The sequence below is a fragment of the Sinomicrobium endophyticum genome (assembly GCF_052983315.1).
In genome coordinates this window covers 19,238-46,147 of record NZ_JBRKIS010000071.1, presented here as the reverse complement: position 1 = coordinate 46,147, position 26,910 = coordinate 19,238, and the positions used below count along the sequence as shown (strand labels likewise).

Here is a 26,910-nt window from a genome sequence, read left to right as displayed (position 1 = left end):
CGCAGGGTGGTTACATCATTCGCGAGAGCCAGAGGGCCATACCCCAGAATAAGGATATATAGCCAGCCAGGTAAATACATACGTGTTGCCATGGGTTCAGTTTTAGGGAATGTGTGGTAAAAGCGCTGTCCAGCAGCCGTCTGAAGCTGCGATACAGTTGTGCGGCCAACAGGCCGGCCAGCAGGTGGCAGGCGGCTACGCCCAGCAGTACCAGCAGCAGCAGGCTCAGGGTGCCGGCATCTACCGTGGCTGCGGTGCTGTCCGCCAGCCGCAGCAGCGGACCGGCATACAGGAAGGCCGATAACAGCAGGAGTATAAGGACGGCTTGTTTCATCCATCTTCGCAGGTGCCGGTATCGCGGCCCCTGGGCCTGGTCGTGCAGGAAATCGACATAGTCGTCTTCCCACGTTACTTTCCGCAGCCGGAACGGTTCCGGATGCGGGGGTTTTTGGGTGTTGCTTTGTGTGTTCATCTTTTTTTGTTTTTTAAGGTTAATTTTTGGAGTCCTGGAGTTGGGGAGTTTGGGAGTCTTGGAGTGTGGGAGTATTAGAGGGTGTTACTCACAACTACCCAACTCATCAACTCCCCCGACCTGACCTTCACCATGCAAAGCTCCCGGTGAAATGTTAAGGTTTATACCCATACGGGTGGTAATTACCATAAACTTTAACATTTATACGTTTTGAGGGTATTAATAAGGTTTTGAAGCATCATTCCCTGGAATAAACCGGCAAACAGCGCTAAATTTCACGGGAAATACAGCGATTTTCTTCTTACGGATTTCTTTAGGAGTTCTTAGGAAAAAACTTATAAGGACACACCCCCGGCCCCTCTCAAGAGGGGAGCTTTAGTGCTCTTAAAAGAGATTAAGGCTTTGGTTGGTGAGTTTTAATGTAAAGAATATTATATTTTCTCCCCTTGAGGGGAGATGCCGAAGGCAGAGGGGTGACAGCCTGGTTGCCGGAATGACTCCATCTTTGCGAAACTCTGTGAGATCTCTGTGTGTCTTTGTGAAATAGCTATTACACAAAGTTGCACAGAGCATTCACAAAGAACCGCAGAGAAAAATACATCTTTGGTACGCCGGGTCCTTCGACTTTAGTTTGTCCTGAATTTATCGAAGGGCTCAGGACAGGCTAAAGTACAATGTCATTTCGTTCAGCAGATTTATTCATTTTTGATAACTTTCCCAATCTAAAGGGAGGAGCTCTTTTTTAAGGCTCCCCTCTTGTGATGAACCTGCCTGCCGGACAGGCTGGGAGGGGTGGACCGCTTTGCGGGACGGGGAGTTTTGACCAGCCCCAACTTTGGCGTATATACCCAAACATTTGCGCTGATACCAATGGTCCGGGGCTTCCCCCCCTTCGCTGCGCTCGGGTACCTCCCTCCTTCTTCGGCGGACAAGATTTATCTCAAGGGAGGAGCTTTTTGGTTTTTTCTTCCCTCTTTTACCCGTTATAACTCCACCAAGCTCCTCTTCTTCATCCCGATAATCCTGAAGCTTTCGGGATTATCGGGAGACGTGTACTTGTTGTGGTTTTAAGGGTTGGGGGGCCACACCGGGTATATTTGCCCCGAAGCTATAAAGCGTCATCCTGGTCCATCTTTTGGGTGAGATAAAAGATGAGTTCTTCCAGGAACCTTGCCCGTTGTCCTTTGCGGGCCTTGATCGAAGCATAGGTTTTATACACCTGTGGCAATCGGATATCCAAAAAAGTTTCAAACGCAGCGGTTATATCTGCAATATCAGCCTGTCCGTGGTTAAATACTTTTCCGCTATACAGGGCATAGATGAGCTCTACCAGGTCTGCTTTGGTCCCGGTCCAGGCCAGGGGATACCGGCCACGGCCATTTAAAAAAGGGGCCGGGGAACGTTGTAGCATGGCTTTTTTAACAAATTCCACCACCCGCTCCATAGCACCTACCCGGGCCCACAACAAATCGTGTGAAGTGGAAAAACCCGGGTCCCGGTAGCCTTGGAATGGAAAGGGAAAATATGCCCCGGAAGTTCTTGTAAAGTATTGGCTGTCCAGGTGCGTGTATCCCTGCTCCATATAATAGATGAATTCCCGGTGCTTTTGGAAGAACTTGTCGGTTTTTTGGAGTTGTTTTTTGTAGAACTGTTTTTGAAGGTCTTTACCTGTCCTGGGTTTGCGCAGCTGGTATGTACCGATTTCCGTAAAGTAGATCAGCCAGCTTAAAGGATGGACTTTGACTTCTTTGAAAAAGTAAATTTCATCGGCCCGGGTATGGAATCCTTCTTTCTTTACGGTTTCCTGTAGCCGGCATAAGGTTTTACGACACAAAAGCACCCCCCGGCGAATTTCGGGCATGGCATGGTGAAACGTCTTTATATCTCGTAGTTCCCGGTTAAAATTAGCAATAACAGCTTCATATACCATATCTTCAGGGTATCTCTGTTATAAATAAGGAGAATGTGGCGGTTAAGTACAGGTTGGGGCCCGGATTATAAATTGTATCCTCCATAGCATTATCCCCGGTTACCCCGGGGGTTATGATCTGTGTTAAACCGGACCCGAAACCGGTCCGAGGGGGGTAGTAACGTTTTCCGAATTTAAAAAAAATTACCGGATGCTATTTCTATGGCCATAGTTAAAATCCTTATAGAACAAAAAACACATGCATTATTGACAAGTTTCGGATGGATTGTCTTAAAATTTTAACATTTAAATCATTGTAAATGTTAAAATCACAGACAAGAGCCTGTTTTTTTTGTAGTTTTTATTCCATTACATCTATAAACCATGTATGTATCCGAAAATCATATTGAAAATGAATATACTTCGTACCGGATGGAAGGCGGCATTCTTTTCCACGTCTATAAGCCGAACACTATTATAGATTTACCCGCCGCCAGGATCATCACGGCAGACCGTATAGAATTTCAGCACCATACCGCATACCCTATTCTTTGTGATATACGCGGCGTTGTTGAGACGGACAAGGCCGGAAGGGATTATATTGCCAGAAGAGGTTTTGTCCTGGCCAAAGCCGTTGCCTTTTTGGTCCATAGACCGATAGGTATGGAACTCATGGAATATTTCCTGGAAATCCATAAACCCCGTCCCGATGTCCCCTATCTTCTGTTTACCGAAGAAAGCCGCGCTATTGACTTCCTGAAACCCTACACCGTATAAGCTTCGCTTTAAAAGATATTCCGTATACTAACCAATACTATCCCACATCATGAACACAGAAGATATTAATGAGAAAAGGATCAGAAGCATATTCCGTATGCTGGTTGCCATGTCTAAGGGAAATTTTTCCTATAAAATCAAAAGAACGGGCTGTAATGATAACCTGGAAGCCCTGATCATGTGCTTTAATATGACGGTGGAACAACTCCGGGAAACCTTGCAGCATTACAGTTATATCAACCCCCATGACTCCTACCGGCACCTGGTGCAGATGAGTTTTGTACTGGACCATCAATACCGGATCCGGTGGTTTAACGCCCCGGTGGCGAATATCCTCGGTTATGAAGAAAAAACGTTTCACCAAAAGCCTTTTAAAGATTTACTCTCCGCCGAGTCCCTGGAGACCTGGGAAGCGGCAAAAGACAAGTTAAGTCCATGGCAGCAATACGCCGTACAACTGGTTTTTTCCACCCGGCAACAGTTCCTGGTCCCTGCCTTTTGTACCATTTCCAGGCTTAGGGATAGTGAGGGAAATCCTTCGGGTATCCTGGTCACTTCTACCGAGACCGTGCTACAGGAAGACCTGTTGGACCGTACTTCTTTAAAAAACGTCGGCACGCCACACCACAACCCGGATACATTTCATGGGAAGCCCGATATACACCTGCTCCAGAAAGTATACGACCATATCCTCCATAACCCGGAAAAACCGCTACCCTCCCTGAGGCAGCTGGCCCATGATTTCGGAACCAACGAATACAAGCTGAAACAGGGGTTTAAACAGGTCTTCCAAAAGACCATCTTCCAGTTTCATCACGGGGAAAGACTCCAAAAAGCCCGGTTGCTGGTAGAACATTCCGGCATCCCCCTAACGGTAGTTGCTAAAATGGCCGGCTTTAAAGACTATCCTAACTTTTCCAAGGCGTTCAAAAAGAAATTCGGCCACTCCCCGAAGCAGCTGCAAAAGGAACTTTTACAAAAGAAGCCAAAGAAAAAATAAACCGCTCCGGACTGCAAGCCGGGGGGTAGAAAGTGGAAATAGACGTGTTATAGTAACCGGGTTAACAGGTGATTAAGTTATGTAGATGTATCCGTCCGGGCCACTCCTCAGCGGGGAAATACACTATTGCAAATGAGATGAAAACGTTGTTTATCGTTAAAATCCGTAACATAATTTGACGATTTTCGTCTTTTATATATAGAACTCGTCTTGAGTGCATCATGTCATTAAAAATAGGAAAAAAGGACATCATTATTTTATCAGGATTTATACTTCTGAAATTTTTGTTACACTATTTCTTAATAGCTCCTGAATATGATTTACAACGCGATGAATATCTTCATTTGGATCAGGCCAACCATTTGGCTTTCGGATTTGCTTCCGTTCCCCCTCTTATATCCTGGATTTCATTTCTCATTAAACTTCTCGGTAACAGCATATTTTGGATTAAATTTTTCCTTGTTTTATTCGGAGCGTTAACCATCGTTGTGGTATGGGCAACCATATCGGAGCTTAAAGGTAATTTGTATGCCAAAATACTGGGGGCTACCTGTATACTGTTTTCCGTATTGCTAAGATTAAACACACTTTATCAGCCTAATTCGTTTGATGTATTATGCTGGACTACAACTTTTTTCTTTTTAATAAAATACATCAACACAGACCATAGCAAATGGATATACTATACGGCTATTGTTTTTGCCTTAGGCTTTCTCAATAAATACAATATCATCTTTTTAGCATTGGGTATAGCGCCTGCCTTAATGATTACAAAAAGCAGACGCTTGTTTCTCAGAAAGGAAATCTACCTGGCCATAGTACTGGCATTGCTGATTGTAAGTCCGAATCTGATATGGCAATACCAAAACGGTTTCCCTGTATTTCATCACTTAAATGCATTGGCCGATTCACAACTTGTACATGTGCCGAGAACATTATTTCTGAAAAACCAGCTTTTGTTTTTTACAGGCTCCATTGTTGTCATGATCAGCGCTCTTTATGGGCTCCTGTTTTCCAGTTACTTTAAAAAGTTTCGGTTCTTATTCTGGGCGTTTCTATTCATATTAACCCTATTTACGTATCTGAAAGCAAAGGACTATTATGCTATTGGACTATACCCTGTTTACATTGCCATAGGCTCTGTTTATGTATTTCGAATTCCGGACCATACGTTCGGAAAAATTATTAAACCCATACTGTTTATAGTGCCGGTATTGGTATTCATTTTAAGTTTTAATGTAGCATTCCCAAATAAAACACCAGAATATATTATCCGCAACCAGGATACGTATAAAGCCCTGGGGTTGCTTCGATGGGAAGATGGTAAAGACCATGAAATTCCTCAAGATTTTGCAGATATGCTGGGGTGGAAAGAATTAGCCACTAAGGTGGATAAGGCCTATTTGATTTTAAATGACCCGGAACGAACTTTGGTGCTTTGTGATAATTACGGGCAAGCCGGGGCTATTAACTTTTATTTTGAAAACGGGATAAAAGCCGTTTCATTTGATGCCGATTATGTAAATTGGTTCGATCTACAAAAAGATTATACCCATCTCATACGGGTAAAAAACGGATGGGAACGAGAGCATGAACTTATGGAAACAAGTCCTTACTTTGAACATTCCATAATTTCAGATTCCGTTACCAATAAATATGCCCGGGAATTCGGTACAACAATTTTTATTTTTCAGGAATCTAAGGTCGATATAAACCAGAGGATTGAAGCAGAATTAAATCGGATAAAGAATCATAACTAACTTTTGTAAATTTTTTTCCGGCAACAGGATTCAGATAGCGCCCTCAATAACTTAATAATCCTTGAGTTCGTTAATAAGTTAATAGGTTGATGGTTATTTAGGCGGTGACCCAATAAACTTAATAACTCAGTAACTCCATAACCCAATAACTAAACAACCAATTACACTTCATGTAAGGTTTTACCTCAAAAAAATAATCCCGATGTGACAAGCCCGTTCCCGGAAGTAACAAAAATTATTACGGAACTTTATACTGTTTAAAATCAAAGGATTGTAAGCGGTATGAAATGGTATAAAAAACATAAAGGGATTATTATAGACATCATTTGCCTGTTGTTTATGATCCTCTTTGTTTATGCAGCAGCAAGCAAATGGCTGGAATTCGAAAAATTCCAGGCGCAGCTGGGGCAGTCGCCTTTGCTTACCACCCTGGCCGACGGGGTGGTATGGGCGGTACCGGCCGCGGAGCTCCTCATTTCGCTTTTGCTCTTTGTGCCTCGGTTCCGGCTCGCGGCCCTCTATGCCTCGTTGAGCCTGATGACCCTCTTTACGGCCTATATCGTGGCCGTCCTTTACTTTTCGCCCTATGTGCCCTGCTCCTGCGGGGGTATCCTGGAAAAGCTGGGATGGACGGAACACCTGGTGTTTAACCTGGTCTTCGTAGCCCTGGCCATTGCAGCGATATTGCTTTACACCAAACCCGATAAAATGAAAACTGCCCAGGTATAATATATGTATTGCGCAATACATACGGGGGAAGCCGAAAACCCGGAAGACAGAGTAGGCGTAAATCTAAATTTTTGAATCATGAAATATTCCAGAAATCTGATGATGGCTGCAGCCTTTGTAATTGCTGCCGGAGGTGCCTTTGCTTCGAGTATCCTTGCTCCCGCACAGGATGCCTGGAGGGAATCGGCAACTACTCCATGCCAGGCTGCTACGAAGCCTGCCGTATGTACTTCTACGAATCCTAATAATCCGATTTGTAATGAAGTAGAAAACGGAGAAAATTTCACTTATTACCAGGATAGTGGATGTTCTGCCGCATGGCACAGGCCTCAGCCTGATTAAACAGGGAGGATTGGTGAGCATTCACCAATCCTTTTTTTGGGCCTTAATCCTTTGGGTCCCTGATCACGATAACCTTCATTTTCTTCTTTCCTTTCTCCAGTATTAATCCTCTTTCCCGAAGCGCTTTTCTATATCCTTTAAAATCGCCCAAAAACCCTTCCAAAGAAATGTCAATGTTCCCGGTAATCCCGGTTTCATCAATAAATGGTGGTTGTAACTGATTGCTGCCCCATAAATCTATGATTAAGTGATGTACGGGCCGATTAACCAATTTTAAGCCGGAATCGCTTCTATCTCTTTCAGGCTTTCCGCCTTGGGTCTGTAATTCCCGTTTGATCTTTTCCGAAGCTAATGTCAATTTCTAGCACGGCATGGGCCGGGTTTCTACCTGTACATCATATCCGAAATAGTTTTTCAGGTCCCTGCGCATTATTTGTTGTACGTATAACGGGTCACGGCTTTTGTTTTCTGGCACCTTTAGTCGGTAGCAATACACCCCCTTTTCTGCTTCCCTGTCAAATTCGAATGCCGAGGAGTCCGTAACCTCCAGCACAGGTCTTGCCCAAAACTTTCCGTAGCTGGTATTCTTCCTGTCATAGGGTACAGACCGAACCGTATCGGTATAGGCCAACCTGTATAAACCTTCTACAGACACATTATCCATCCGAAAACCACTGTGTTTCTCAACCAGGGAGGGCACAAAACTGGATGGAAAAGCCGTATTGTATATAGCCCTGTTTACGCCTGTCAGTTCTGATCTGTACAGGACCCCGGTCGTTTCCGTATCCTCATTTTCCGCGGCGGACTCTTCTTGTCGTGCCATGTTTTCTTCCTCTTCCCGATTCGGTTTTTTGAAGAGTTTTAATTCTTTCCCGGCTATAAAATCCTGTATATTCTCCGCTTTTACCTGTGCTCCCGAGGTAATAGCTTTGACCACACCTTCTCCGTCTATCCATACCACATGAGGCACGGTTGTTACCCCGAACTTATCAAACAGTTCGGCCGTATAACTTACGGGTAAATTGAGTTTATACCTTTTCCGAAATCTCTCATACACTTCCCGGACTCCCTTATTTTTGCCATCTTCCCGGCTTACCAGCATAAACCGAACCTGGTCTCCGAACTGCTCTTGTAACCAGTTCACTTTTGGGAAACTCGCTATACAGGACCTGCAGGACCTGGTCCAGAAATCCAGGATCAAGGGTTTTCCCTTAAAATCTTCGAGGGAAGCTTGCTCTTTATGGTAATAGGTTATACTCTCAAGCGTAAAGGGAGGGCACGGTTTTCCTATTTCGGGATAACCATCCCCTTCGTTTTTCAGCCTGTCTGTGACCTCAGCCTGTTCACGGCCCTGCTTACATCCCAGCAGGATGAAGGCCAGGCCAAATACAATACTTATCCGGTATGCGATACATCTGATATTGGTCATTGAAATTACGTTTTTCGGGTGATTGTTATTCATAATTCATATCCGGGATTTGGTTCCATATTGGGATTGTTCTGAATTTCGGCATGTGGAACAGGGTACAATACATCGGTGGGCTGCCATCCCGGTTTTACTGTTCCCAGTACCGTACCGGCCCTTCCCGTACGTTTGAGGTCGAACCAGCGATGCCCCCATTCGGCAAAGAATTCCACGCGTTTTTCCCGGAACACGGCATCCAGCATTTCTGCCTGTGTAGCTGCCGTAGTATTGGCCAGACCGGCCCGGTTGCGGATAACGTTCAGATCTTTCCCGGCCCCGGAAATATTACCCTGCCGTGCCCTGGCTTCTGCACGGACCAGGTATAACTCGGCCAGCCGGAAAACCATATAGTATTCGGAAAGTTCACTCCCTGTTCTTACCTTGTATTTGTAGGGATAATAATAGGTGCTGTTCCCTGAGATAATACTCCCTGTCCATCGCGTTTTCCGGATATCTCCGGGTTCAAAGGCATCTATGACCCGGTGGCTCAGGGCAGAATTGGCGGGGGCCGCCGTGAGTATAAAACTGTATCCTTCTACCGTGTTCCTGTTGCCTGTAACGGGCCTTAGCTGCCAGATAGCCTCTGTGGAATTGGCCAGAAATACCTTGTCCGGGTCTTCTTCCAATTCATATATCCCGTGAAGGGCTATGACTTCAGTTGTCATGGTTTCGGCATTAAGCCAATCGCCCGAATATAGGTAAACCCGGGCAAGCAGCGCTGTAGCGGTATGACGATTAGGGCGAATCCTTTCCCCGGTAACATAAGCAGCTTCCAGTAATTCCCGCGCCTGTTCCAGGTCGGCTATAAGCAACGGGTAAACTTCTGCTTCGGGTAATCTCGAAGCCAAGGAATTTTCGCGGTAGTCCGTAGTGGTTATATAAGGTACTCCACCAAACCAGTTAACGAGGTAAAAATGACAAAAAGCCCGTATAAAAAGGGCTTCTCCCCTTAACTGCCGCCTGATTACCGGGGAAATCTCGTCAGCGTTTTCCAGCCCCTCCAGTACGGCATTGGCATGATAAATATAATTATACGGCTCGCTCCATAAATTCCCCACAAAATTGTTGGTCGGGGACAGTGCATTTTCATAAAATTCGACCTGGGACATATCGGTCGAAAAATTGTCCAGTTCATCGGCCGATAACCCGCCCCATAAGGTTGTCCTGTAATTGGCAAAGCCTCCGAAACCACTCATCATACGACTGTAGATCCCGGTAACAGCAGCCGTAGCCGTTTCATCCGTAGTGTATACCCGGGTTCCTATGAGTTCTGTCTTCGGCGCGCCTGTTTCGGTAAAGTTTTCACAGCAAAACACTATTCCGGCAATTGGCAAGAAGTAAAGCCAGTGTTTTATTCTTTTCAGCATGTATAATTTCATCTCTTGTCGATTTATAAAGTGAGTTGTACGCCGGCAGTAAGCATTTGCAGCGGAGGAAGTCTCATACTGGTACTGTACTCGGGGTCTAAACCCGAGTAGCCGGTGATGGTGAGCAGGTTTTGACCTTGTACATACACCCGGGCTTTCATCCCGGACAGGTAACGAGTAGGGACAGAATACGACAGGGACACGGTTTTTAAACGTATAAAGGAGGCATCCCCTATGGTGTTGTCCCCGTAAAACAGGCTTTGGTTAAAGGCAATAGTTTGTGCTGAAGAAGCACTTTGAGTAAATGGCTGCACATTAGAAACATCGTCGGGCTGCTGCCAACGCTCCATAACCTCAACCGGCTGATTGCCGGATGTACCCGGAACGGAACGGGTAGCAAACAAGGAGGTATTCCCCGTTTGCCGGACAAACTGGAAAAAGACATCCAGCTGAAGGCCCTTATAAGAAAGGCTATTATGCACGCCCCCGAAAAAATCCTGTTCTATGGCTTTAATGGCCTGCAGATCGTCGGGGTAGGACACGCGGCCATCCCCGTTTACATCCTCAAAGCGGTATATTCCGGTCTGCGGTTCGATACCGGTATACCGGAAAGTTTTCCGGATATTCAGCGATTTCCCTATGGCATAAGTGTTGGTATAGCCCGAATTTTCCAGGCCCGGATATTCGAGTAACTTATTACGGGGTATGGTGATATTGACCGAAGTGTCCCAGATGAAGTCTTCCGAGCGGATATTCTGCGTATGAAGCGCTATTTCTATACCGGTATTCTGTACAAGAGCGGGTAAATTGGCCTGTATGGAGGAAAAACCGGTCACCGGGGGTAGCGACAGCCCAACCAGCTGGTTGGACGAGCGGTTACGGAACCAGGCCGTACTGAGCGTAACACGATTGCGGGCCAAACCGAGCTCCAGCGCTACTTCCAGTTTTTTATTGACCTCCCAGCCATACCCGGGATTGAACAGGCGGGTGGGGTATAACCCGGCATGGTCCTGATAAGGGACTGTTGAGGAATAGGTATCGAGATAACCGTAGTCCCCGATCTGGTCATTCCCCGATGTGCCGTAACTGGCCCTGAGCTTGCCAAAACTGAGCAGGGAATTTTTTAAAAACCGTTCTTCCGAAAATATCCAGGCCATACCTACGGCCCCGAAACCGGCAAATCGCTTTCCCGGTCCGAACCTGCTGGAACCGTCTCGCCGCCCGGTAAGATTGAGGATATACCGGGAATCCCAGTTAAAATTCACCCGTCCGAAAACAGCATGGTAGTTATACTCGGAATACCCGGAATTGGACCGGATGGTTCCGGCAGACGCCACATCCTCCAACAGGGCATCGCTCGAAAAACCGGAAGCATACACATACAGACTTTCGTTTTTTGTTTGCTGAAAAGTGCTTCCGGCCAAAATACGGAGCTCTCCCCGGCCTATGGTTTTGGCATATTCCAGCCGCGGTTCGACAATCCAGGTTTTGGTATTCTTATTTCCAAAAGTGGAATTGGCCTCTTCATAAGACAGGGAAAGCGGGTGAATGGAGCTCCAAGGGGTAACCTGAACATCTTTGGCCCGGATACTGGTATATCCCATCCCCACTTTTGCCCGAAGCCCCGGAAGGAATTCATAATCCAACCCCACATTGCCTATGAGATTGTCCGTACCGGTAGTGTATGTCCTTCGCAGAATACTATAAGGATTATTAAACGAACCGCCTTCCGGCCCCCAGTTCAGGTTACCGTTGTTATCGTAGACCGGTGGCGCCACCGGGGGAAGAAATATAAAAGAGGTGATATCCCGGGACATCAGATTATTATCTTCTGCCGCATAGTTTACAGAAACCTCCGCCCGAAACCTGTTATCTTCCGAACGGTGTGTAAGGTTTAAAAATCCGGAGAGTTTCCGATAGCCAAAATCCCCGGGAAAAACGGTAGTCTCCTTACGGTATCCTCCTCCGAAACGAAAAGAGGTCTGTGTATTGCCCCCGGAAACCGCTCCCCGGAGATCCGTGAGGTAAGATGTTCCTCCTACCAGTTTTTTTTGCCAGTCGGTATACCGGGAGGTATCCCAAAGCAAGAGGTCGCGGGCATTTGCCGGTGTTGGTTCTACCCCGTCATTGGCAAAGGCTTCGCGGCGCATTTGCAGGTACTGCCCGGTATCTAACAAGTCCATAAAACGGCCCACGCTGCCCGTTCCGGATTGTATATTCAAATCCAGGGAAGCTTTTCCGGCATTTCCTTTTTTGGTAGTAATGAGCACCACCCCGTTAGCCCCGCGCGAACCGTAAATGGCTGTGGCATCGGCATCTTTTAATACTTCTATACTCGCTATGTTATTTACATCCAGACCGTTCAGGGAATTTCCACCGTTGGTTATAAGGTTACCGAAGGCGGAAGACGGCTCTGAAGGAAACGGCACCCCGTCTACCACATACAACGGGGCATTACCCCCGGCAATACTGTTTCTTCCACGTATTTGTATATTGAAGTCCCCGCCCGGAACTCCGGTGTTCTGCTGTATATACACCCCCGGCATCCGCCCCGGCATCGCCGCCAGCGGGTTGGACACGGGTTGTTTGCCGATGTCCTCCGCACTAATGCGCGAAATACTCCCCGTCCTTTCCCTTTCCTTTACCGTATAATACCCGGCATTGACCGTAACCTCCCCCAGGGCCATGACATCCTCTTGTAATACTACATTTAGCGTAAGCCGCTCCCCTACCCTTTCTTTCCGGGTTTTAAACCCTACGAACGAAAATACCAGGGTATCCTGCGGAATGGCCGTAAGGGTATAGGAACCGTCAAAGCCGGAGATCGTGCCCTGCCCTTTGCCGGACACGATGATGTTGACCCCGCCCAGCGGCTCGCCGTTACTGTCGGTAACCGTCCCGGTTACCTGGTGTTGGTCATCAATTTGTAAGGGGGGTAATGCCATAGCAGGCAACGGTAGGCTAAGTAAAATTAAGGCAATATATGTGGGGCACCAGCAGGACAGGCCCGCTAATGTGGTGATCTTCATAATTTTAATATTTGAGTGTTAGCTAAAAGCCCTGTGGGGTTACAGGTAATTAGGTTGCAGGTTTTCAGATTACAGGTTCCAAGTTGCAGGTTCCAAGTTGCAGGTTCCGGGTTTTTTTAATTCCTGAAACTGACCGGAGGGGTGGTTCCCGGGCCCTGCTGAAGGGTGGTTCCTGAGCTTGGTCGAAGGGCCAGTGCATCCAGTTTTTGTAAGCACTCCCGGAGTTCCCCGGTAAGGGTATCATGGGTTTTCCGTAACTGCCGGAAGGTTTCCAGCTCGGCGTTACATTCCTCTTGTAACTGTTCCAATTTTTGGTGTCGTTTTTTCATAATGTTTAGTGTTAATGTGTGGATATTATGTATTAAGAAGAGTACTAAAACACCACCAAAAAGGTGGGCGTGGAACTCAACTTATCGCATTAGAGGTACTGGTATACCCTGTGTACAGATAAGAGAGCCCACGCCCGGGTCGTGAGCAAACTTACTTATCCTCTCGTACACATAAAAATTACCAGTTTTCTAATGCGAGATTCAAAGCAATTGCTTCTAATATTTTCTATTTGAAGAATTGCAAATTTAAAGCTTAATATTCATGCATCAAACTCTTAATAAAAGCAAATATACAAAATAATCTATTTAATGTCAAAAAATTTAAATTGAAATAGATTAAAATATTGATTCAATTTGTTCAATGGAGAAGTTTATCCAAGAACAAAGAAAAAAAATAGGGCTTAGAATTCAGAAGATTATAGATATTCTGGGTTTAAAACCAACCCAATTTGCTGCTTTAACCAAACTTACTCCTAATACGATTACTCATATTTCCTCTGCTAAAGGGTTCAACAGTAATACCATACTCCATATTTCATTTTATACGGGAATGCCTTTAGATGTTTTACTTGACCTCTCTTCAAATAAAATAGACAAAAAAACACTTGTTAAAAATTTCTGGCAGAATGTTGAAACCCATAATCCTTCTGCGTACAATAAATTTAAGGAGAAACGATTTACCATTGTAGAAGCAATAAAAAAGTTAATTGAAGAAGCTTCTTTTTTTGACAAACCTAAAAAAACCGGAGAGGTTCGTGAATATTTAGAAACAGAATATTATAAAAGTGCCAGTAGTGCTACCATTAGTCAAGCATTAAACAATCTTTTTGAAGAAGGATTACTTCGAAGAAAAAAAATTGGCCTCAGGAATTATGCCTACTATAAGTAGGTCTAAAGTCCAAAGTACAATAGACGTTATGTCAAACTTGGAAAACATTTTACAAGAACCTCTTGAGAACTACCAAACAGAAAAATCGAAAAGTTTTGGGGGTAACGAACTTACTCATAAGTTTAGACATGATTATCCTGCTGCTCCTTGTATGAAAGCAAAAAAATGATAAATGAATTTCGTTAACTATTTTGAAGAAATATTTCAATTGGATTCTGGTGATATAACGATAGATCATATCATTGATTTTTTTTCCGAAGAACAGGAAGAAACATCAATTTTAGAATTCAAAACTGGTGAAGTTGAAATCATTAAACTTTATGATGAGATATCCGCTTTTCTAAATACAGAAGGTGGTTTAATAATTGTAGGCAGCCCAAGAGAAAAAGTGAAATCTATTGGCAAAAACAAGATTAAAGTTTGTCAGGGAGACTTGGAATATTCAAAATTCCGAAGTGCCGATTGGTTACAACAAAAAATTGTAACCAATATAACTCCTCCTCCTTTAAATATTGAAATCAAGGAGTTTTTAACCGAAAAGGGCAATGTATTTTTGATAAACGTCCCGCAGTCCTTAAATCCTCCACATCAAAGTTCCTCAAGCGGTAAATATTACATTAGACTAGAAAAAGAAGCTAAACCCGCTCCTCATGGCTTAGTTAAAGCCTTGTTTAATAAAAGAAGGGTACCTCAGTTAGAAGCAGAAATAGAAATTAATAGACGAACTAATTCAATGGATGAAATAATCTGCAGGGTGAGAAATGAGTCTGAGGTTCCTGCGGATAAAGTTTCTTTTTTGCTTGACATCTATAATGTTAATGATGTGGAAAGTGATGAATATTTGTTTAGGTTTTATGACGATGAATTAGGAAAAAAATATTCAACAACGCAGAATACAAATCAGGTACTTGTTCAAGTAATCCATTTTTCCATTCCGGTCTTGGTAAAGCATCGTCGGTCAAATTACCTTGTTATGATTGCTTATTGGTCCAGAGATACAAATTTTGATTGTACCTATCGGACGTATTCTCCAACAAAAAAAGAAATATTATCAGAGGGCCATTTTGAAGACCGAAATACATTGATTGAGGAACTTAAAAAATTAAACTAAGGGAAATACTAAATGTAATCTACCCTAAAATTAACTACGATTATTCATGTAGTTATATAATCTTAGGGACAATGAAAAAACAAATTTTCCTAAATGGCAGATGTACACGATAAAAAGACCCGGAGTTATAATATGAGTCGGATTCGGGGAAAGAATACAAAACCGGAAATAATAGTCCGTAAATATTTATTTTCCAAAGGTTTTCGTTATCGGCTTCATGTTAAAAACCTACCCGGTAAACCGGACCTCGTACTCCCAAAATATAAAACCGCAATCTTTGTAAATGGATGTTTCTGGCACGGGCATGAGGGGTGCCGGTACTTTGTAGTACCAAAAACCAGAACAGAATGGTGGCTGAACAAAATAAACGGAAATAGAGAGCGGGATAAAGAAAACACGGCCAGATTAAGAGACAATGGCTGGCAGGCATTAACTATCTTTGAATGTCAGTTAAAGAAAGATGTAGCTGAACAAACTATTGAAGAAATAGTCGTACTAATAAAAACAAACTCAAAATAAGCCGACATCAAAAATTGATATTGTACCTCCCAATCAATGGAAAATCACTTACATTCAGTTTTATCCACCTCTCATCAAAGCATTATAAAAAAATTAAATCATATTCTAATATATCTTACTCATAAAATAAAAAAGGCTCTTACTCCTCCTGTTTATTATACATTAAAAAGGGATAAACTTGACGCAAAAATCACAAATTATTTTTATTTTTGCAGTAAACAGATCAAATCCAATTTTGATTAAACCTGAAAAATGGCAAGCTTCGGACATTTCATAAAAACTGAAAGGGAAAAACGAGAATGGACACAAACTGAATTCGGGGCAAAAATCGGGATTAATACCAGTGCCATCAGTCGAATTGAGAATGGAAGTCAAAAGTTTAGTAGATCTAAATTAAAAAAGCTTTCTGAATTATTTGAAATTGAATTACAAAAGGTTACTGACCTGTTTTTTGCCGATAAATTTGCCAGAGAAGCGTTTAAGTATAAATGTTCTGATTCTATTTTCTCAGTCGCAGAGGATACCTCCAGGTATTTGAAAAGTATAAATTCCAAACAAGGACAATTCAATTTTGACAATGAGTAAAAAATTTACTGCAATAGACTTATTTTCAGGATGTGGCGGATTTTCTTACGGTTTTCAGCAAGCCGGATTTCATGTCATTTTAGGTGTAGATAATACTGAAATTGCTTTAAAGACTTTTGAAAAAAATCATAATGATTCCAAAGCGTTACTTCTGGACCTGCATGAAGATTCGTCAATTGACAGGATCATAAAAGAATCTAATGGAAAAAATATAGATGTAATAATTGCGGGACCACCTTGTCAGGGATTTTCTTTAACTGGCTCCAGAAAAGAAAATGATGAGCGAAACTCATTATTTTATGCAGTATTCAGATTAGCTGAAAAAATAAATCCAAAAGCAATAATTATTGAAAATGTACCCGGCTTGCTAACACTTTACGGTGGGAAAGCAAAAAAAGAAATTATCGCTCTTTGTAATAAAATGGGTTACAACTGTAACCCTAAACTTCTTTTTGCTCCGGATTATGGAGTGCCACAGATAAGAAAGCGTGTATTCTTTGTGGCATTGAGAAAAGATTTAGGTGTATTTGAATTTCCTGAACCTACACACACTCCCAAAAATTATATTGGTTGCAGAGACGCAATTGGTGATTTACCTGACTTGGTTTCAGATACAGGAAATGAAGAACTTCTATATGACAAGAATCCTTTTAGCAGTTATCAAAAAACAATGCGAAATGGTAATAAAGTATTATACAATCATTTAGGAACAAAACATACGGAGCATGTAATAAATGTCATCTCTCAGGTCCCTGAAGGAGGGAATCATAAAGATCTTCCACAGGGGGTTGGGGACTCAAGAAAATTTAATGAAGCCTGGACCCGATATCACAGTCAGAAACCTTCAAAAACAATAGATACAGGGCATAGAAATCATTTCCATTATAGGTGGAACAGGGTTCCAAGTGTTCGTGAAAATGCCAGATTACAATCCTTTCCCGATAGCTTCGTTTTTCTCGGAAACAAAACACAGCAGTACAGACAAGTTGGGAATGCTGTACCACCCATTTTAGGGGAAGTATTAGGTAAACAACTCTTAAGCTACTTTCAAAATGAAGATTAACGTTATTGACTTATTCGCAGGTTGTGGTGGTTTAACAGATGGGTTTCTACAAACTGGAAAATACAGCACCTTAGCAGCGGTTGACTGGGAGTTTCCAACGGTTGAAACACTTAAAACCCGGCTTGAAAAAAAATGGGGTTATGATTTAGCCAAGAATAATATTCTACATTTTGACATTCAAAGAACAGATGAGTTAATCAATGGATTTAATGATTCGGCCTATGGATCAAGCGTTGGACTTGATAATTTGGTTGGCAACAGCAAAGTTGATTTAATTGTTGGTGGGCCACCTTGTCAGGCTTATTCAATTGCAGGAAGAGTCAGAGATGAAAACAGAATGCAAGACGACTATCGTAATTTCTTATTTGAAAGCTATGTAAAACTTGTTAACCACTATAAACCAAAGGCATTTGTTTTTGAAAATGTTGAAGGAATTTTATCAGCAAAGCCCGGAGGTATTCCAATTGTAAAAAGAATTAAAAAAGCGTTTAATGAAATTGGCTATGAGATTACAGATAATTTAAGAAGCAATGCTCTTTTTGACACGTCTTTTTACAATGTACCCCAAAAAAGAAAAAGAGTTATAATTTTTGGAGTGCCAAAAGATAAAGAAAGTAGAAGTAAAATAAATTCATTCTACTTAAAAATGAAATCTAAAGCCAGTTCTGAACCACTAAATTCAAAATCAGCTTTTGAATATTTGCCAAAAATATTTCCAGACCCAAAAAACCCAAAGCTTTCTCACTCTGTAAAACTTAACGGTGTTCCTCTTCCAAAGAACCACGAGCCACGTATGCACAGTGAAAGAGATATTGATATTTTTAAATTACTCGCAGAAGACATTAAGAGTGGAAGAGAACAATACATATCAAGCAAAGCATTGATAGAATTGTATAAACAGAAAACCGGAAAAGATTCAAACTTTCACAAATATCACGTAATCCGGGAAGATAAACCCAGCAATACCATTCCTGCTCACTTATACAAGGATGGTTTACGTCACATTCACCCAGACCCGAATCAAGCACGCTCTATAACAGTAAGAGAAGCAGCTAGATTACAAACTTTTGACGATGATTTTGAATTTTTAGGTTCAAGAGGTGATCAATACAAAATGATTGGAAATGCAGTACCACCCGCTTTTTCAAAAATTATTGCTGAGATTGTATATAATATTTTAAGTGAAAAATCTGAAAATATAAAAGATATGGTTAATTTAGGGACATACTAATCTAATTAATCAACCATGCCAGATATTACATTATTGACTAAAAATGGGAGAATGCATAAGACAGGAGGTCTGAATTGGGGGTCAAATTTACTAAATCATACAAGACCTTATGATTCATACATTCCAATACATATAGGAACAATTAAAGCTAATCCCGGACTTTTTTATCCTAAACCTGTTGTACAACAGATAGTAAATTTTCATTGGGATGATGGCACAATCATGCAAGGTCTGTTTGAGGGAAATGGTCCTGATGGATACCCCAAACAAATATCTTCTACACCTCATAAAGATATTTTAGGAAGATATTTTAGAAATCGCCTAAATCTACCCGTCAATAGAAGAATTTTTCTTGAAGATTTAATTGCCTATGGGCGCACTACTGTCACAATTGAGAGAATAGATAATTTGAATTATAGATTAGATTTCAGCATTTAATTTCTCATACTCCCATGTTATATACCCAAAACTTAGAAGAGATAATTTTTCACAGACATGAAATTATAGATGCTGATGAGCTAATCGTTCTTTCGGGATATCTTGGTCCAAATCCAGTTGCAAGATTAGAAGAACTCCCTTTTGATTCAAGGGTTATTTATGGAATGTATGGTTCAGAGGGTATTCAAACAAATTTACACAACTCTTTGACCCGGATACAAAATTCTGTTGAAAACCTAAATATTTTTTACTCACAAATACCAATTCACTCAAAGTGTTACACCTGGAGAAGAAACGGACAAATTATTCACGCTCTAATTGGTTCAGCAAATTTCTCAACAAATGGTCTAACAACTCCATATCGTGAAATTCTAGCCGAGACAACTCGTGATACATTCAATCCTCTTAACGATTATATTGCTCATATTTTTAATAATTCTATTTCTTGCCTTGAAATAGGGTTACGCGGAATACAGGAAGTCATAAGAGAGGAGGCTATTTGTAATATGCCATTATTAATGGACAATGGGGAAACTCACAATGCAAGTGGTTTAAATTGGGGGTATATGGCAAATGGACTTCCTTCTCCAAAAAGAGGTATTGACGATGCTTGTATTCCAATAAGCATAACTCATATAAGACAGTTTCCGGATTTATTTCCGCCAAAATTAACAGAAAGAGAACTAGTTGATGTAAGAGGCAGAAGGCAACGGTCAAATGAAGCTATTGAGTTGATTTGGGATGATGGAATTACTATGGAAGGGTTACTTGAAGGAACTAATAATGTTGATGGCGTTCAATATCCTAAACAAATCAGTTCCTTTCCGGCAAAGAATCAAATGGGAGAATATTTAAGGGCAAGAATTGGAGTTCCCTTAGGTCAACCAGTAAGGAGACATCATTTAGAAAGGTATGGAAGGACTGACATCTCAGTTTCCTTAATAGGTGATGGAATTTACAGATGTGACTTTTCTGTCTAAAAAAACCTCACCCAAAGTTCAAACATATTGCAATCCCCCGCCCCGCTCTCCGAAGTGTTATATGTTATGCGAATGCATCTGACTTCGCAGCCTATATTTGTAGCCTTACCTAAAAATGTCATTCCATCAAATCCAGCGTTAGAAATGAATTGGCTTTTGGTAATGAGAACTTTCAATTCCGTTGTGTCGGATAGTACCTGATTTAAAAATTCCAGTTTGAATTCGTCTGTGATTACAATGTTTTCTTTTGTCTCCTTTTTACAGGCCAAAAGAAAAAGTCCAACCGATATGTAGAGAATTATCTTTTTCAAATTGCGAGAACGGCTATGTCTATGAGCAGTAGTGACCTACACGCACTCATTTTTCGGTTTAGCACAGACCTTTAACTCATACATTTTCTTTGGAATAAGCACTAAACCCGCTATTGCTTATATACGATGTTAGCGGTAGTTTTTCCTCGGTTCAATTTGAAATTCAAAGGATTCCAATTTTCGATTTCTGGACGTTTAATATTGTTGCTAAAAAACAAAATTTCTTTTCCATCTCTAATTTCGTAAGCTGTATGCTTAAATTCGAATTCTTTCTTTTTACATTCAGAATATAATTCCCTTATTTGGGGAACATTGTCATAAGAAACAATCCATCTGATATTTTCAATAGCCTTAATTTTCTCACTAACCATTTTGTGATTATCATCTTCGTAGTGATTCATATATAAACTGCTTGCTTTTAAATAGTAAGGTGGATCAAAATAAAAAACCACATTGTTGTTTAGAGATTCATTTTGGATTTTGTCAATTAATTTAATGGCATCCTTTTTATATAGCCTAATGCTTTTTTTCATTTTCGCAATTTTTTTAATCCGTTCTATTAAATCTGATTTATTGAACCTACAATCCATTAAATAATCTCCAGATTGGTCCAAACCGCCAATTACTCCAGCATTAATAATTCCAGAACGATTTGTTCTGTTTAAATAAAATGTTGAAAAACCAAGCGTAAGTAAATCTACTGATTTTTTATTGTTTTGAATTTCTCTTTGCTTTTTCCATTCTTCGATAGTCAACTCCGCATTTTCAATCATTTCGCAGAGTTTATTTGTCTTATTAAGCACTGAATGCCAAAATGCATAAATTGACCTATCTCTATCGTTTATAGTAATTCTTTCAACAAATCCTTCTAAAAGTAAAAATAAGGCAACTGAAGCTCCACCAGAATAGGGTTCAACGTAGTGTCCATTGACATTATTATCAATACAGATTTTAGCAATAAATGCCGAAAGCTTATTTTTTCCTCCTGGATATCTTAATGGCGAATAGTGCATTATATTTCTCTAATATCTAATAATTCTTGAAATAGGGGAAATAAGAAATCCCAAAAGCTATTCAAAAATTGTCTGTTTAAATAGTGTGTGTCGTTACTGTGAATAAAACCATTTAATACGTCAAGAGAATATTGAGCTGTAGGGTCTAATAATCTGCCAACAATATTTTGAGGTTTGCCACTCAATTTATTTGCTTTAACATACTCTAACCTTTTCTTTAAAGGAATATTCCGTAATTCATCTCGATAGCAGCGTTTTAAATCTTCTTCTATACCCTCTGTTTCTATATATTTAAAAATTGCTAAATCGACAAAAACTCTCAATGATGATGAAACTGTATTTTTATAATTTAAAGGTATCCTTTTGAATTCGTTGAAAAGCCCTAAAAGTCTATAACTATCTGTATTTAAACTATAACATTCTAAAACCATTTTGGTACGGTCAGGATTACCTTTAAGTAAACTTATGGGGTCTGGTGCAGGTGGCGACTCTGGTTCAGGTTCGCTCGATGGTGCACCATCCGAACCGTCATTATTTGGTTCTTCATCACTGGATTCATTCCCGTCGTCACTTTCACTTTCATCTTCAACGTCATCTTCTTCGGTCTCAAAAATTACCGTTGGCAACGAAGAGAGAACTTCCTCTAAATCTTCTTTCTTTAGTCTTGTGTTTATTTTGTCGTCCTCTTTATTAACAATTCGCTTTATTAATTCTGTGAAAGCCGCATAAAAACTATCTTCATTTGAAATAATATTGACATCGAGTCCATCATATTCTAAACCCCAATTTTCTTTTACATCCGCAAAACTGAAAAATCGTTCTAAAATTGTAATTGGGAAGCGATAAGAATCGGCCAGTTGAAATTCTTCATCAGTTAGATTATTTTTTACAATATCTAATTTTACAAAATCCTTTATTTTTAAAGTCCTTATAATTCCTTCAATTTCACTCTTGGTCAATTTTGTAACGGACAAAATTCTATCAAGGTCGCCATCGTGTTTTTGGTATAGAGTAACTATCCATCTCTGTTGTTGAACCCTTGACCACCTTCTTTGAAGTGTGGATGAACTGTTTCTTTGATTTATGTACCATTCTGCGTCCTCAAAAGATGGTGCAACATTGACAGGTATTTTTTCAATTGTCGTAATATCTATTTGGGAAGAAGCTTTACGAATGAAACTACGTATTGATTTTGGTGATTTTTTTGGTTCACGCAATAATTTCAATGCTACAACACGACGGTTTCCTTCTGCAACATAGTGTTTCTTATTATATTCATTTTGCCATACTACAACTGGGTCAGCTGGAACAAAACCATCTGCGACTATTGAATTTACAAGTTCAAAAAAATCATTTTTTTCGGCGTTGTCAAAGGTCAAGTCTTCTGCATATTCCTTGAGAGTTAAATGCGTTTCTTCTGGATTTAATCTTGGGTTTTCTGGCCACAATTTTAATTGGTCAACAGAACGTGGTGTTTTTTTTACAAGCCAATCGTAATTTTTATTCATAAAATTGATTTTAATACTGCCAAATTCCAAAATTAATTAATTATTCTGATAAGGTTATGGTTTTTTTAAATTACCGCTAACTCATAAATATATGCAATACTATAACCCATTTCTTGTTTTTCTCAAACGTATACTTATCATAACATATGATTAACACACAAGATGTTACATAAAATTATACCGATACACATTTTGTATTGCCAGGGGCAAACATACGGTTAATGATTTACACTTCATTACGGTAATCCGTATGTTGCCTTTAATTTTTTTTCATTTCTTTGGGTGTGTGACACATTATAAATTATAATTACGGATGTAATCTCTCTAAAAAAAGAAATGCCATACCTGAACCCGCTCTCCGAAATGTCATATGCTATGCGAATGTCTCTGACTTCGCAGACCACTGCACATTCGTGACAGGCCAATACGTTGTGCTCCTCTCTGAGGGGCCGGCCGGCTCTCATTTGAGTACAACGGAAGAATTACTCACGTCCGTGCGAAACCGAAAAATCAGTACCTTAACCCCGTAGTAACTAACGGGATGTATCCGGTATTTGACCAAACGAAACAATGAGACGACTATTAAACAAAGTAATACCGACAAACGACAATAAAAGAAAATGGGTCGCAATTGGTATAACCAGCCTGATTTCCGGGCTTTTTACTGTTTGGGGAATATACGGTTTCCAACAATATGGATTTGCACTATTCATTTTAATACCCGTTTTTATCGGTTTCGGATCGTCTGTTTTATATGGGCTAAAACACAAGCTAACGTACATCCAATCGTACCAAATCGGATTTTTAACCCTCGGGGTTTACCTGCTCGGACTTGTGGTCTTTGCCATTGAAGGCCTTATATGTATTATAATGCTCTTACCTCTCGGACTTCTTCTCACTTGGGCCGGAAGTTCCATCGGTTATGCCCTTTTGAAGAAGATCCCAAACAAAGCTCCGACGACATTAATGATCTTAACAGGGCTTATTCCTATAACAAACTTTGTGGAAAAAGATACTAAACCTGATGTATCGGAAGTCGTTTCATCCATAGAAATTCAAGCCAACATACAAACGGTTTGGAGTAATGTCATTGAGTTTCCGCAATTAGATGATCCAACCGAATTTATATTTAAAACAGGAATCGCATATCCGATAAATGCAAAAATTGACGGAACAGGGATCGGGGCGATAAGACATTGCAATTTTACAACAGGAAGTTTTATAGAACCAATAACCGTTTGGGACCAACCGGAATTATTAAAGTTCGACGTGTTGGAACAACCCGAACCCATGGAAGAATTAAGTTTTTGGAACGTTGTGCACCTCATTTACACGATTATTTTGTCTCCAGGCAAGGACAGTTTAAGCTGACCGAATTACCAAACGGAAATACACTTCTGGAAGGAACTACCTGGTATTATCATAACATCAGGCCTGAATTTTATTGGCGATTATGGAGCAATTACATCGTACATAAAATTCACAACCGGGTTTTAGAGCACATAAAGAAAAATGCAGAACACGAAACCAAATGAAGTTCATATTCCTAAAATACCCCAACTGGTCCTCGTTTGAGCACTGCGGAAACAAGAATCTATCATATAAAAGCATTTGTAACGCTTACCAACAAGCAAAAACACATACAACTGAAAGCTAAACAGACATATTTAAAGGGGAAATCAGTTTTTGTAATTTCCTTGATCGTCATCGGAATTACCATACTGACCGTTTATTTAACCGGAGTAAATTACAACCGGAGTTTGACTTCAAACCTGTATTTATCCTTAGGGATCATTGCAACCACCCTTTTCCTGTTTATGACTTACGGGCTTTATAAAGGAATGGGACTGATTGACAATTTTCCAAAATTCAGGAATTTTAGAAAAGGGGATATTATCGGACATACAGCACCCGCTTTTGACACACCGGGTATTTCTGTCGGGGATGGAATTAGCGGGTTGATCATTTCCATCTTATGTTGGATTGGGGTTACGATACTTTTTATTGTCCTGTTGGTAGTATTAGAAGCTGTATTTTGGTTTTCGATTTTTATAATCCTCGCCATGTTGTATTGGATTTTTTTCAGGGCTTTAAAGTTTGTTTTTAATAAATCAACGGAAACTAAGGGAGACATTGGAATTTCAGCAATTTATTCGCTGACTTATACTATACTCTATACAGGTTGGATTTTTGGAATAGTGTACCTGGCACAAACAATGAAATAAAGCTCGTTGACATCATCGGTTCCATCTTCATGACGTATTTGGGACCACCCCCTATAATCGTATTGTGAGTATTGATGAAAAAATTGATAATAATATTAGCTGTTCTGGTTTCTTTTCATTTTTATCCGGAGTTGCGGATTTAAGGTTGTATCGCGTTCTCTCCCTCCCGCCAGTTCCGCAACCATACCCACAAAATTTAGCAGCTATAACCTATAAGCAGAAGCCATAAATTCCCCGATTTATCAGGGACTACGGTGACAATCCGAAAAAACCAAGAAAAACACATTAAAGCCCTATATAAAACACATTCCAAACCGTTTTGCCCTTTAAATAAACAGTAATTTACTCCCCAACAAAAACCCGGGAAACAATAACTCTCATTACCAACCAAACGTTATAAATATGAAGAAAAAATTACTCATTTTGAGTTCCCTCCTCTGGGGGCTTGCCAATTATGCACAGGACGGCAATGGCACAACCTTCACAGAAGTTCCCCCGTTCACCGGTATATTCGCTACAGACCCGGACCTCTTAAAAGACTATGCCTTCGTACAGGAAAAGGCCAACCAAGGTGACATCCACTCCTTGCTTTTCCTGGGGAATATGCACCTTATGGGGATGGGAGTTGAAGTAAACGAAGACCTTGCCTTTAAATATTATATGAAGGCGGCCCGGCAGGGAAACCTAACAGCCGAATACCATATCGGGAACGCATACATGAAAGGTGCCGGATGCGAGATTGATTTTAGCAAGGCCATGCACTGGTTCAGGTTATCTGCCGAGCACGGCAACGAGCATGCCGCATACGCCATTGGCTACAATTACCTCAAGGGCTTTGGAGTGCCACAAGATTACAAAAAGGCCATCGAATGGTTTGAATCAACCCCTTACGTTATGGCAAAACACTGGTTGGGCAACTGCTACTATTTTGGTTATGGCGTGCCCAGGGACACCCAAAAAGCCGCCCGGTACTACAAAGAGAGCCATACCAAAAACAGCAAGCAGCTTTTAAAGCTCATTGCCCAAAACGCCAAAGAAACCGTAGATACCGCAATTATCAATCAGCTTGAAGAAAAGGACTCCCTGGGAAACACGGGCATTGGCAAGGAGGCCATTGAGGCATTGACCATAACCAGGGCGCAACAGGCCCAAAGCAAGGCCCTAAAACCTAAAAAGCTGAACGGCATATGGAAAGGCAAACTGGTAAGGATGGACTGGTCCGGCAAACAGATCATGCAAATAGTACCGCTAAGTTGTGAATTCTCCGTACAGGACGGCAATGTAAACTACGTATGGGAGATAAACGGCACCACCAATGAGGCCACCGCCATATGGCAGGACAATGCCTTGTACTTTGACGAATTGATCCTGGGCCTGGACCGGCCCCTTAGCGACACCTCGTATGCAACTACCTTATACCTGAAATTGCTATCGGCACAAATGGAGCTTAAGACCATTAACAAAAAGACCTATTTGGTGGGCAACCTGGAAACCTATGACCCGATTGATAGGGAGCCCGGGCCACCTATGCGTATTATTTTAAAGCACACCGAAGAAGGCGATGAGGAGCTCCTTGGCCTGAGCCGGCAAGAACCGCATTTTATCGCGCTGTATCCCAACCCATTTGTAAACGAGGTGCTCATAGCCTATGAGTTGGATACCGAAGCGCAGGTAAGTGTACATGTTTATGACCTTACCGGCAATCCCGTACCTGTAACCCTGGAGCCGGGCGCATGGCAAACCGCTGGCAAGCACCACTACACTTTGGACGGGGCCAATCTTAAAGCAGGGATCTACATAGTGCGGGTAACGATAGGCAACCGGGTATATTCAAGAAAGTTAGTAAAACAATAAGCGG

At 41.2% G+C, this 26,910-nt stretch carries 25 protein-coding genes; 16 read left to right on the top strand and 9 right to left on the bottom strand.

Annotation, left to right across the window (positions count from 1 at the left end):
- Positions 1-10: 10 nt before the first annotated feature.
- Together ACVBDU_RS24030 and ACVBDU_RS24025 are read right to left on the bottom strand one after the other, a co-directional pair.
- The gene (locus tag ACVBDU_RS24030) at positions 11-472 is read right to left on the bottom strand and encodes a hypothetical protein (protein WP_447182214.1); all 462 of its coding nucleotides are present in this window, start codon (positions 470-472) and stop codon (positions 11-13) included.
- A 1,108-nt stretch (positions 473-1,580) separates the two neighbouring features.
- Positions 1,581-2,402 (bottom strand): RteC domain-containing protein, encoded by an 822-nt coding sequence (locus tag ACVBDU_RS24025; RefSeq protein WP_447182213.1) that lies wholly within the window; start codon positions 2,400-2,402, stop codon positions 1,581-1,583.
- Positions 2,403-2,765: 363 nt separating this feature from the next.
- Here ACVBDU_RS24025 and ACVBDU_RS24020 point away from each other — a divergent pair, with 363 nt between their 5' ends.
- The 5 genes from ACVBDU_RS24020 to ACVBDU_RS24000 all read left to right on the top strand — a co-directional run bounded on the left by ACVBDU_RS24020 (position 2,766) and on the right by ACVBDU_RS24000 (position 6,989).
- Positions 2,766-3,158, top strand: coding sequence for a DUF7793 family protein (locus ACVBDU_RS24020; RefSeq protein WP_447182212.1), 393 nt, complete (start codon positions 2,766-2,768; stop codon positions 3,156-3,158).
- A 49-nt stretch (positions 3,159-3,207) separates the two neighbouring features.
- Positions 3,208-4,158 (top strand): helix-turn-helix domain-containing protein, encoded by a 951-nt coding sequence (locus tag ACVBDU_RS24015; protein ID WP_447182211.1) that lies wholly within the window; start codon positions 3,208-3,210, stop codon positions 4,156-4,158.
- Between the two features lie 221 nt (positions 4,159-4,379).
- Complete coding sequence (locus tag ACVBDU_RS24010; protein ID WP_447182210.1) at positions 4,380-5,918, top strand: glycosyltransferase family 39 protein; 1,539 nt, start codon at positions 4,380-4,382, stop codon at positions 5,916-5,918.
- A gap of 282 nt (positions 5,919-6,200) precedes the next feature.
- Positions 6,201-6,647 (top strand): MauE/DoxX family redox-associated membrane protein, encoded by a 447-nt coding sequence (locus tag ACVBDU_RS24005; protein ID WP_447182209.1) that lies wholly within the window; start codon positions 6,201-6,203, stop codon positions 6,645-6,647.
- Between the two features lie 78 nt (positions 6,648-6,725).
- On the top strand, positions 6,726-6,989 hold the full coding sequence (locus ACVBDU_RS24000) for a hypothetical protein (RefSeq protein WP_447182208.1): 264 nt from the start codon (positions 6,726-6,728) through the stop codon (positions 6,987-6,989).
- Between the two features lie 43 nt (positions 6,990-7,032).
- On the opposite strand, the gene ACVBDU_RS23995 is transcribed toward ACVBDU_RS24000, so the two are convergent.
- From ACVBDU_RS23995 to ACVBDU_RS23975, 5 genes are all read right to left on the bottom strand, one after another.
- Entirely contained in the window at positions 7,033-7,347 is a 315-nt protein-coding gene (locus ACVBDU_RS23995) for a hypothetical protein (RefSeq protein ID WP_447182207.1), read from the bottom strand.
- A gap of 3 nt (positions 7,348-7,350) precedes the next feature.
- Positions 7,351-8,418 carry a TlpA family protein disulfide reductase gene (locus tag ACVBDU_RS23990; RefSeq protein WP_447182206.1) on the bottom strand — a complete coding sequence of 356 codons (1,068 nt, stop codon included), beginning with the start codon at positions 8,416-8,418 and terminating at the stop codon, positions 7,351-7,353.
- A 29-nt stretch (positions 8,419-8,447) separates the two neighbouring features.
- Positions 8,448-9,833 carry a RagB/SusD family nutrient uptake outer membrane protein gene (locus ACVBDU_RS23985; protein ID WP_447182205.1) on the bottom strand — a complete coding sequence of 462 codons (1,386 nt, stop codon included), beginning with the start codon at positions 9,831-9,833 and terminating at the stop codon, positions 8,448-8,450.
- 11 nt (positions 9,834-9,844) lie between these two features.
- Entirely contained in the window at positions 9,845-12,850 is a 3,006-nt protein-coding gene (locus ACVBDU_RS23980) for a SusC/RagA family TonB-linked outer membrane protein (RefSeq protein WP_447182204.1), read from the bottom strand.
- Between the two features lie 116 nt (positions 12,851-12,966).
- Positions 12,967-13,179: a hypothetical protein gene (locus ACVBDU_RS23975; RefSeq protein ID WP_447182203.1), complete on the bottom strand. Its 213-nt coding sequence runs from the start codon at positions 13,177-13,179 to the stop codon at positions 12,967-12,969.
- Between the two features lie 361 nt (positions 13,180-13,540).
- On the opposite strand from ACVBDU_RS23975, the gene ACVBDU_RS23970 reads away from it, so the two are divergent.
- From ACVBDU_RS23970 to ACVBDU_RS23935, 8 genes are all read left to right on the top strand, one after another.
- Positions 13,541-14,068 (top strand): hypothetical protein, encoded by a 528-nt coding sequence (locus tag ACVBDU_RS23970; protein WP_447182202.1) that lies wholly within the window; start codon positions 13,541-13,543, stop codon positions 14,066-14,068.
- Between the two features lie 172 nt (positions 14,069-14,240).
- Entirely contained in the window at positions 14,241-15,179 is a 939-nt protein-coding gene (locus ACVBDU_RS23965) for an AlbA family DNA-binding domain-containing protein (protein ID WP_447182201.1), read from the top strand.
- A 93-nt stretch (positions 15,180-15,272) separates the two neighbouring features.
- Positions 15,273-15,698, top strand: coding sequence for a very short patch repair endonuclease (locus tag ACVBDU_RS23960; RefSeq protein WP_447182200.1), 426 nt, complete (start codon positions 15,273-15,275; stop codon positions 15,696-15,698).
- Positions 15,699-15,950: 252 nt separating this feature from the next.
- Positions 15,951-16,283 (top strand): helix-turn-helix domain-containing protein, encoded by a 333-nt coding sequence (locus ACVBDU_RS23955; protein ID WP_447182199.1) that lies wholly within the window; start codon positions 15,951-15,953, stop codon positions 16,281-16,283.
- Positions 16,276-17,346 carry a DNA cytosine methyltransferase gene (locus tag ACVBDU_RS23950; RefSeq protein WP_447182198.1) on the top strand — a complete coding sequence of 357 codons (1,071 nt, stop codon included), beginning with the start codon at positions 16,276-16,278 and terminating at the stop codon, positions 17,344-17,346. Before ACVBDU_RS23955 ends, ACVBDU_RS23950 begins: the two co-directional genes overlap by 8 nt.
- Entirely contained in the window at positions 17,336-18,577 is a 1,242-nt protein-coding gene (locus ACVBDU_RS23945; protein ID WP_447182197.1) for a DNA cytosine methyltransferase, read from the top strand. Before ACVBDU_RS23950 ends, ACVBDU_RS23945 begins: the two co-directional genes overlap by 11 nt.
- Before the next feature lie 15 nt (positions 18,578-18,592).
- Positions 18,593-19,015: a phospholipase D-like domain-containing protein gene (locus ACVBDU_RS23940; protein ID WP_447182196.1), complete on the top strand. Its 423-nt coding sequence runs from the start codon at positions 18,593-18,595 to the stop codon at positions 19,013-19,015.
- Positions 19,016-19,029: 14 nt separating this feature from the next.
- Entirely contained in the window at positions 19,030-19,995 is a 966-nt protein-coding gene (locus tag ACVBDU_RS23935; RefSeq protein ID WP_447182195.1) for a restriction endonuclease PLD domain-containing protein, read from the top strand.
- A gap of 421 nt (positions 19,996-20,416) precedes the next feature.
- Here the strand turns inward: ACVBDU_RS23935 and ACVBDU_RS23930 are convergent, their stop codons facing one another.
- Positions 20,417-21,319: a DNA adenine methylase gene (locus ACVBDU_RS23930; RefSeq protein ID WP_447182194.1), complete on the bottom strand. Its 903-nt coding sequence runs from the start codon at positions 21,317-21,319 to the stop codon at positions 20,417-20,419.
- Positions 21,319-22,827 carry a hypothetical protein gene (locus tag ACVBDU_RS23925; protein ID WP_447182193.1) on the bottom strand — a complete coding sequence of 503 codons (1,509 nt, stop codon included), beginning with the start codon at positions 22,825-22,827 and terminating at the stop codon, positions 21,319-21,321. The genes ACVBDU_RS23930 and ACVBDU_RS23925 overlap by 1 nt, the downstream gene beginning before the upstream one ends.
- A gap of 870 nt (positions 22,828-23,697) precedes the next feature.
- Here ACVBDU_RS23925 and ACVBDU_RS23920 point away from each other — a divergent pair.
- The 3 genes from ACVBDU_RS23920 to ACVBDU_RS23910 all read left to right on the top strand — a co-directional run bounded on the left by ACVBDU_RS23920 (position 23,698) and on the right by ACVBDU_RS23910 (position 26,906).
- Complete coding sequence (locus tag ACVBDU_RS23920) at positions 23,698-24,198, top strand: SRPBCC family protein (protein ID WP_447182192.1); 501 nt, start codon at positions 23,698-23,700, stop codon at positions 24,196-24,198.
- 389 nt (positions 24,199-24,587) lie between these two features.
- Positions 24,588-25,052 (top strand): hypothetical protein, encoded by a 465-nt coding sequence (locus ACVBDU_RS23915; RefSeq protein WP_447182191.1) that lies wholly within the window; start codon positions 24,588-24,590, stop codon positions 25,050-25,052.
- Between the two features lie 402 nt (positions 25,053-25,454).
- Positions 25,455-26,906 carry a T9SS type A sorting domain-containing protein gene (locus tag ACVBDU_RS23910; protein WP_447182190.1) on the top strand — a complete coding sequence of 484 codons (1,452 nt, stop codon included), beginning with the start codon at positions 25,455-25,457 and terminating at the stop codon, positions 26,904-26,906.
- Positions 26,907-26,910: the final 4 nt, after the last annotated feature.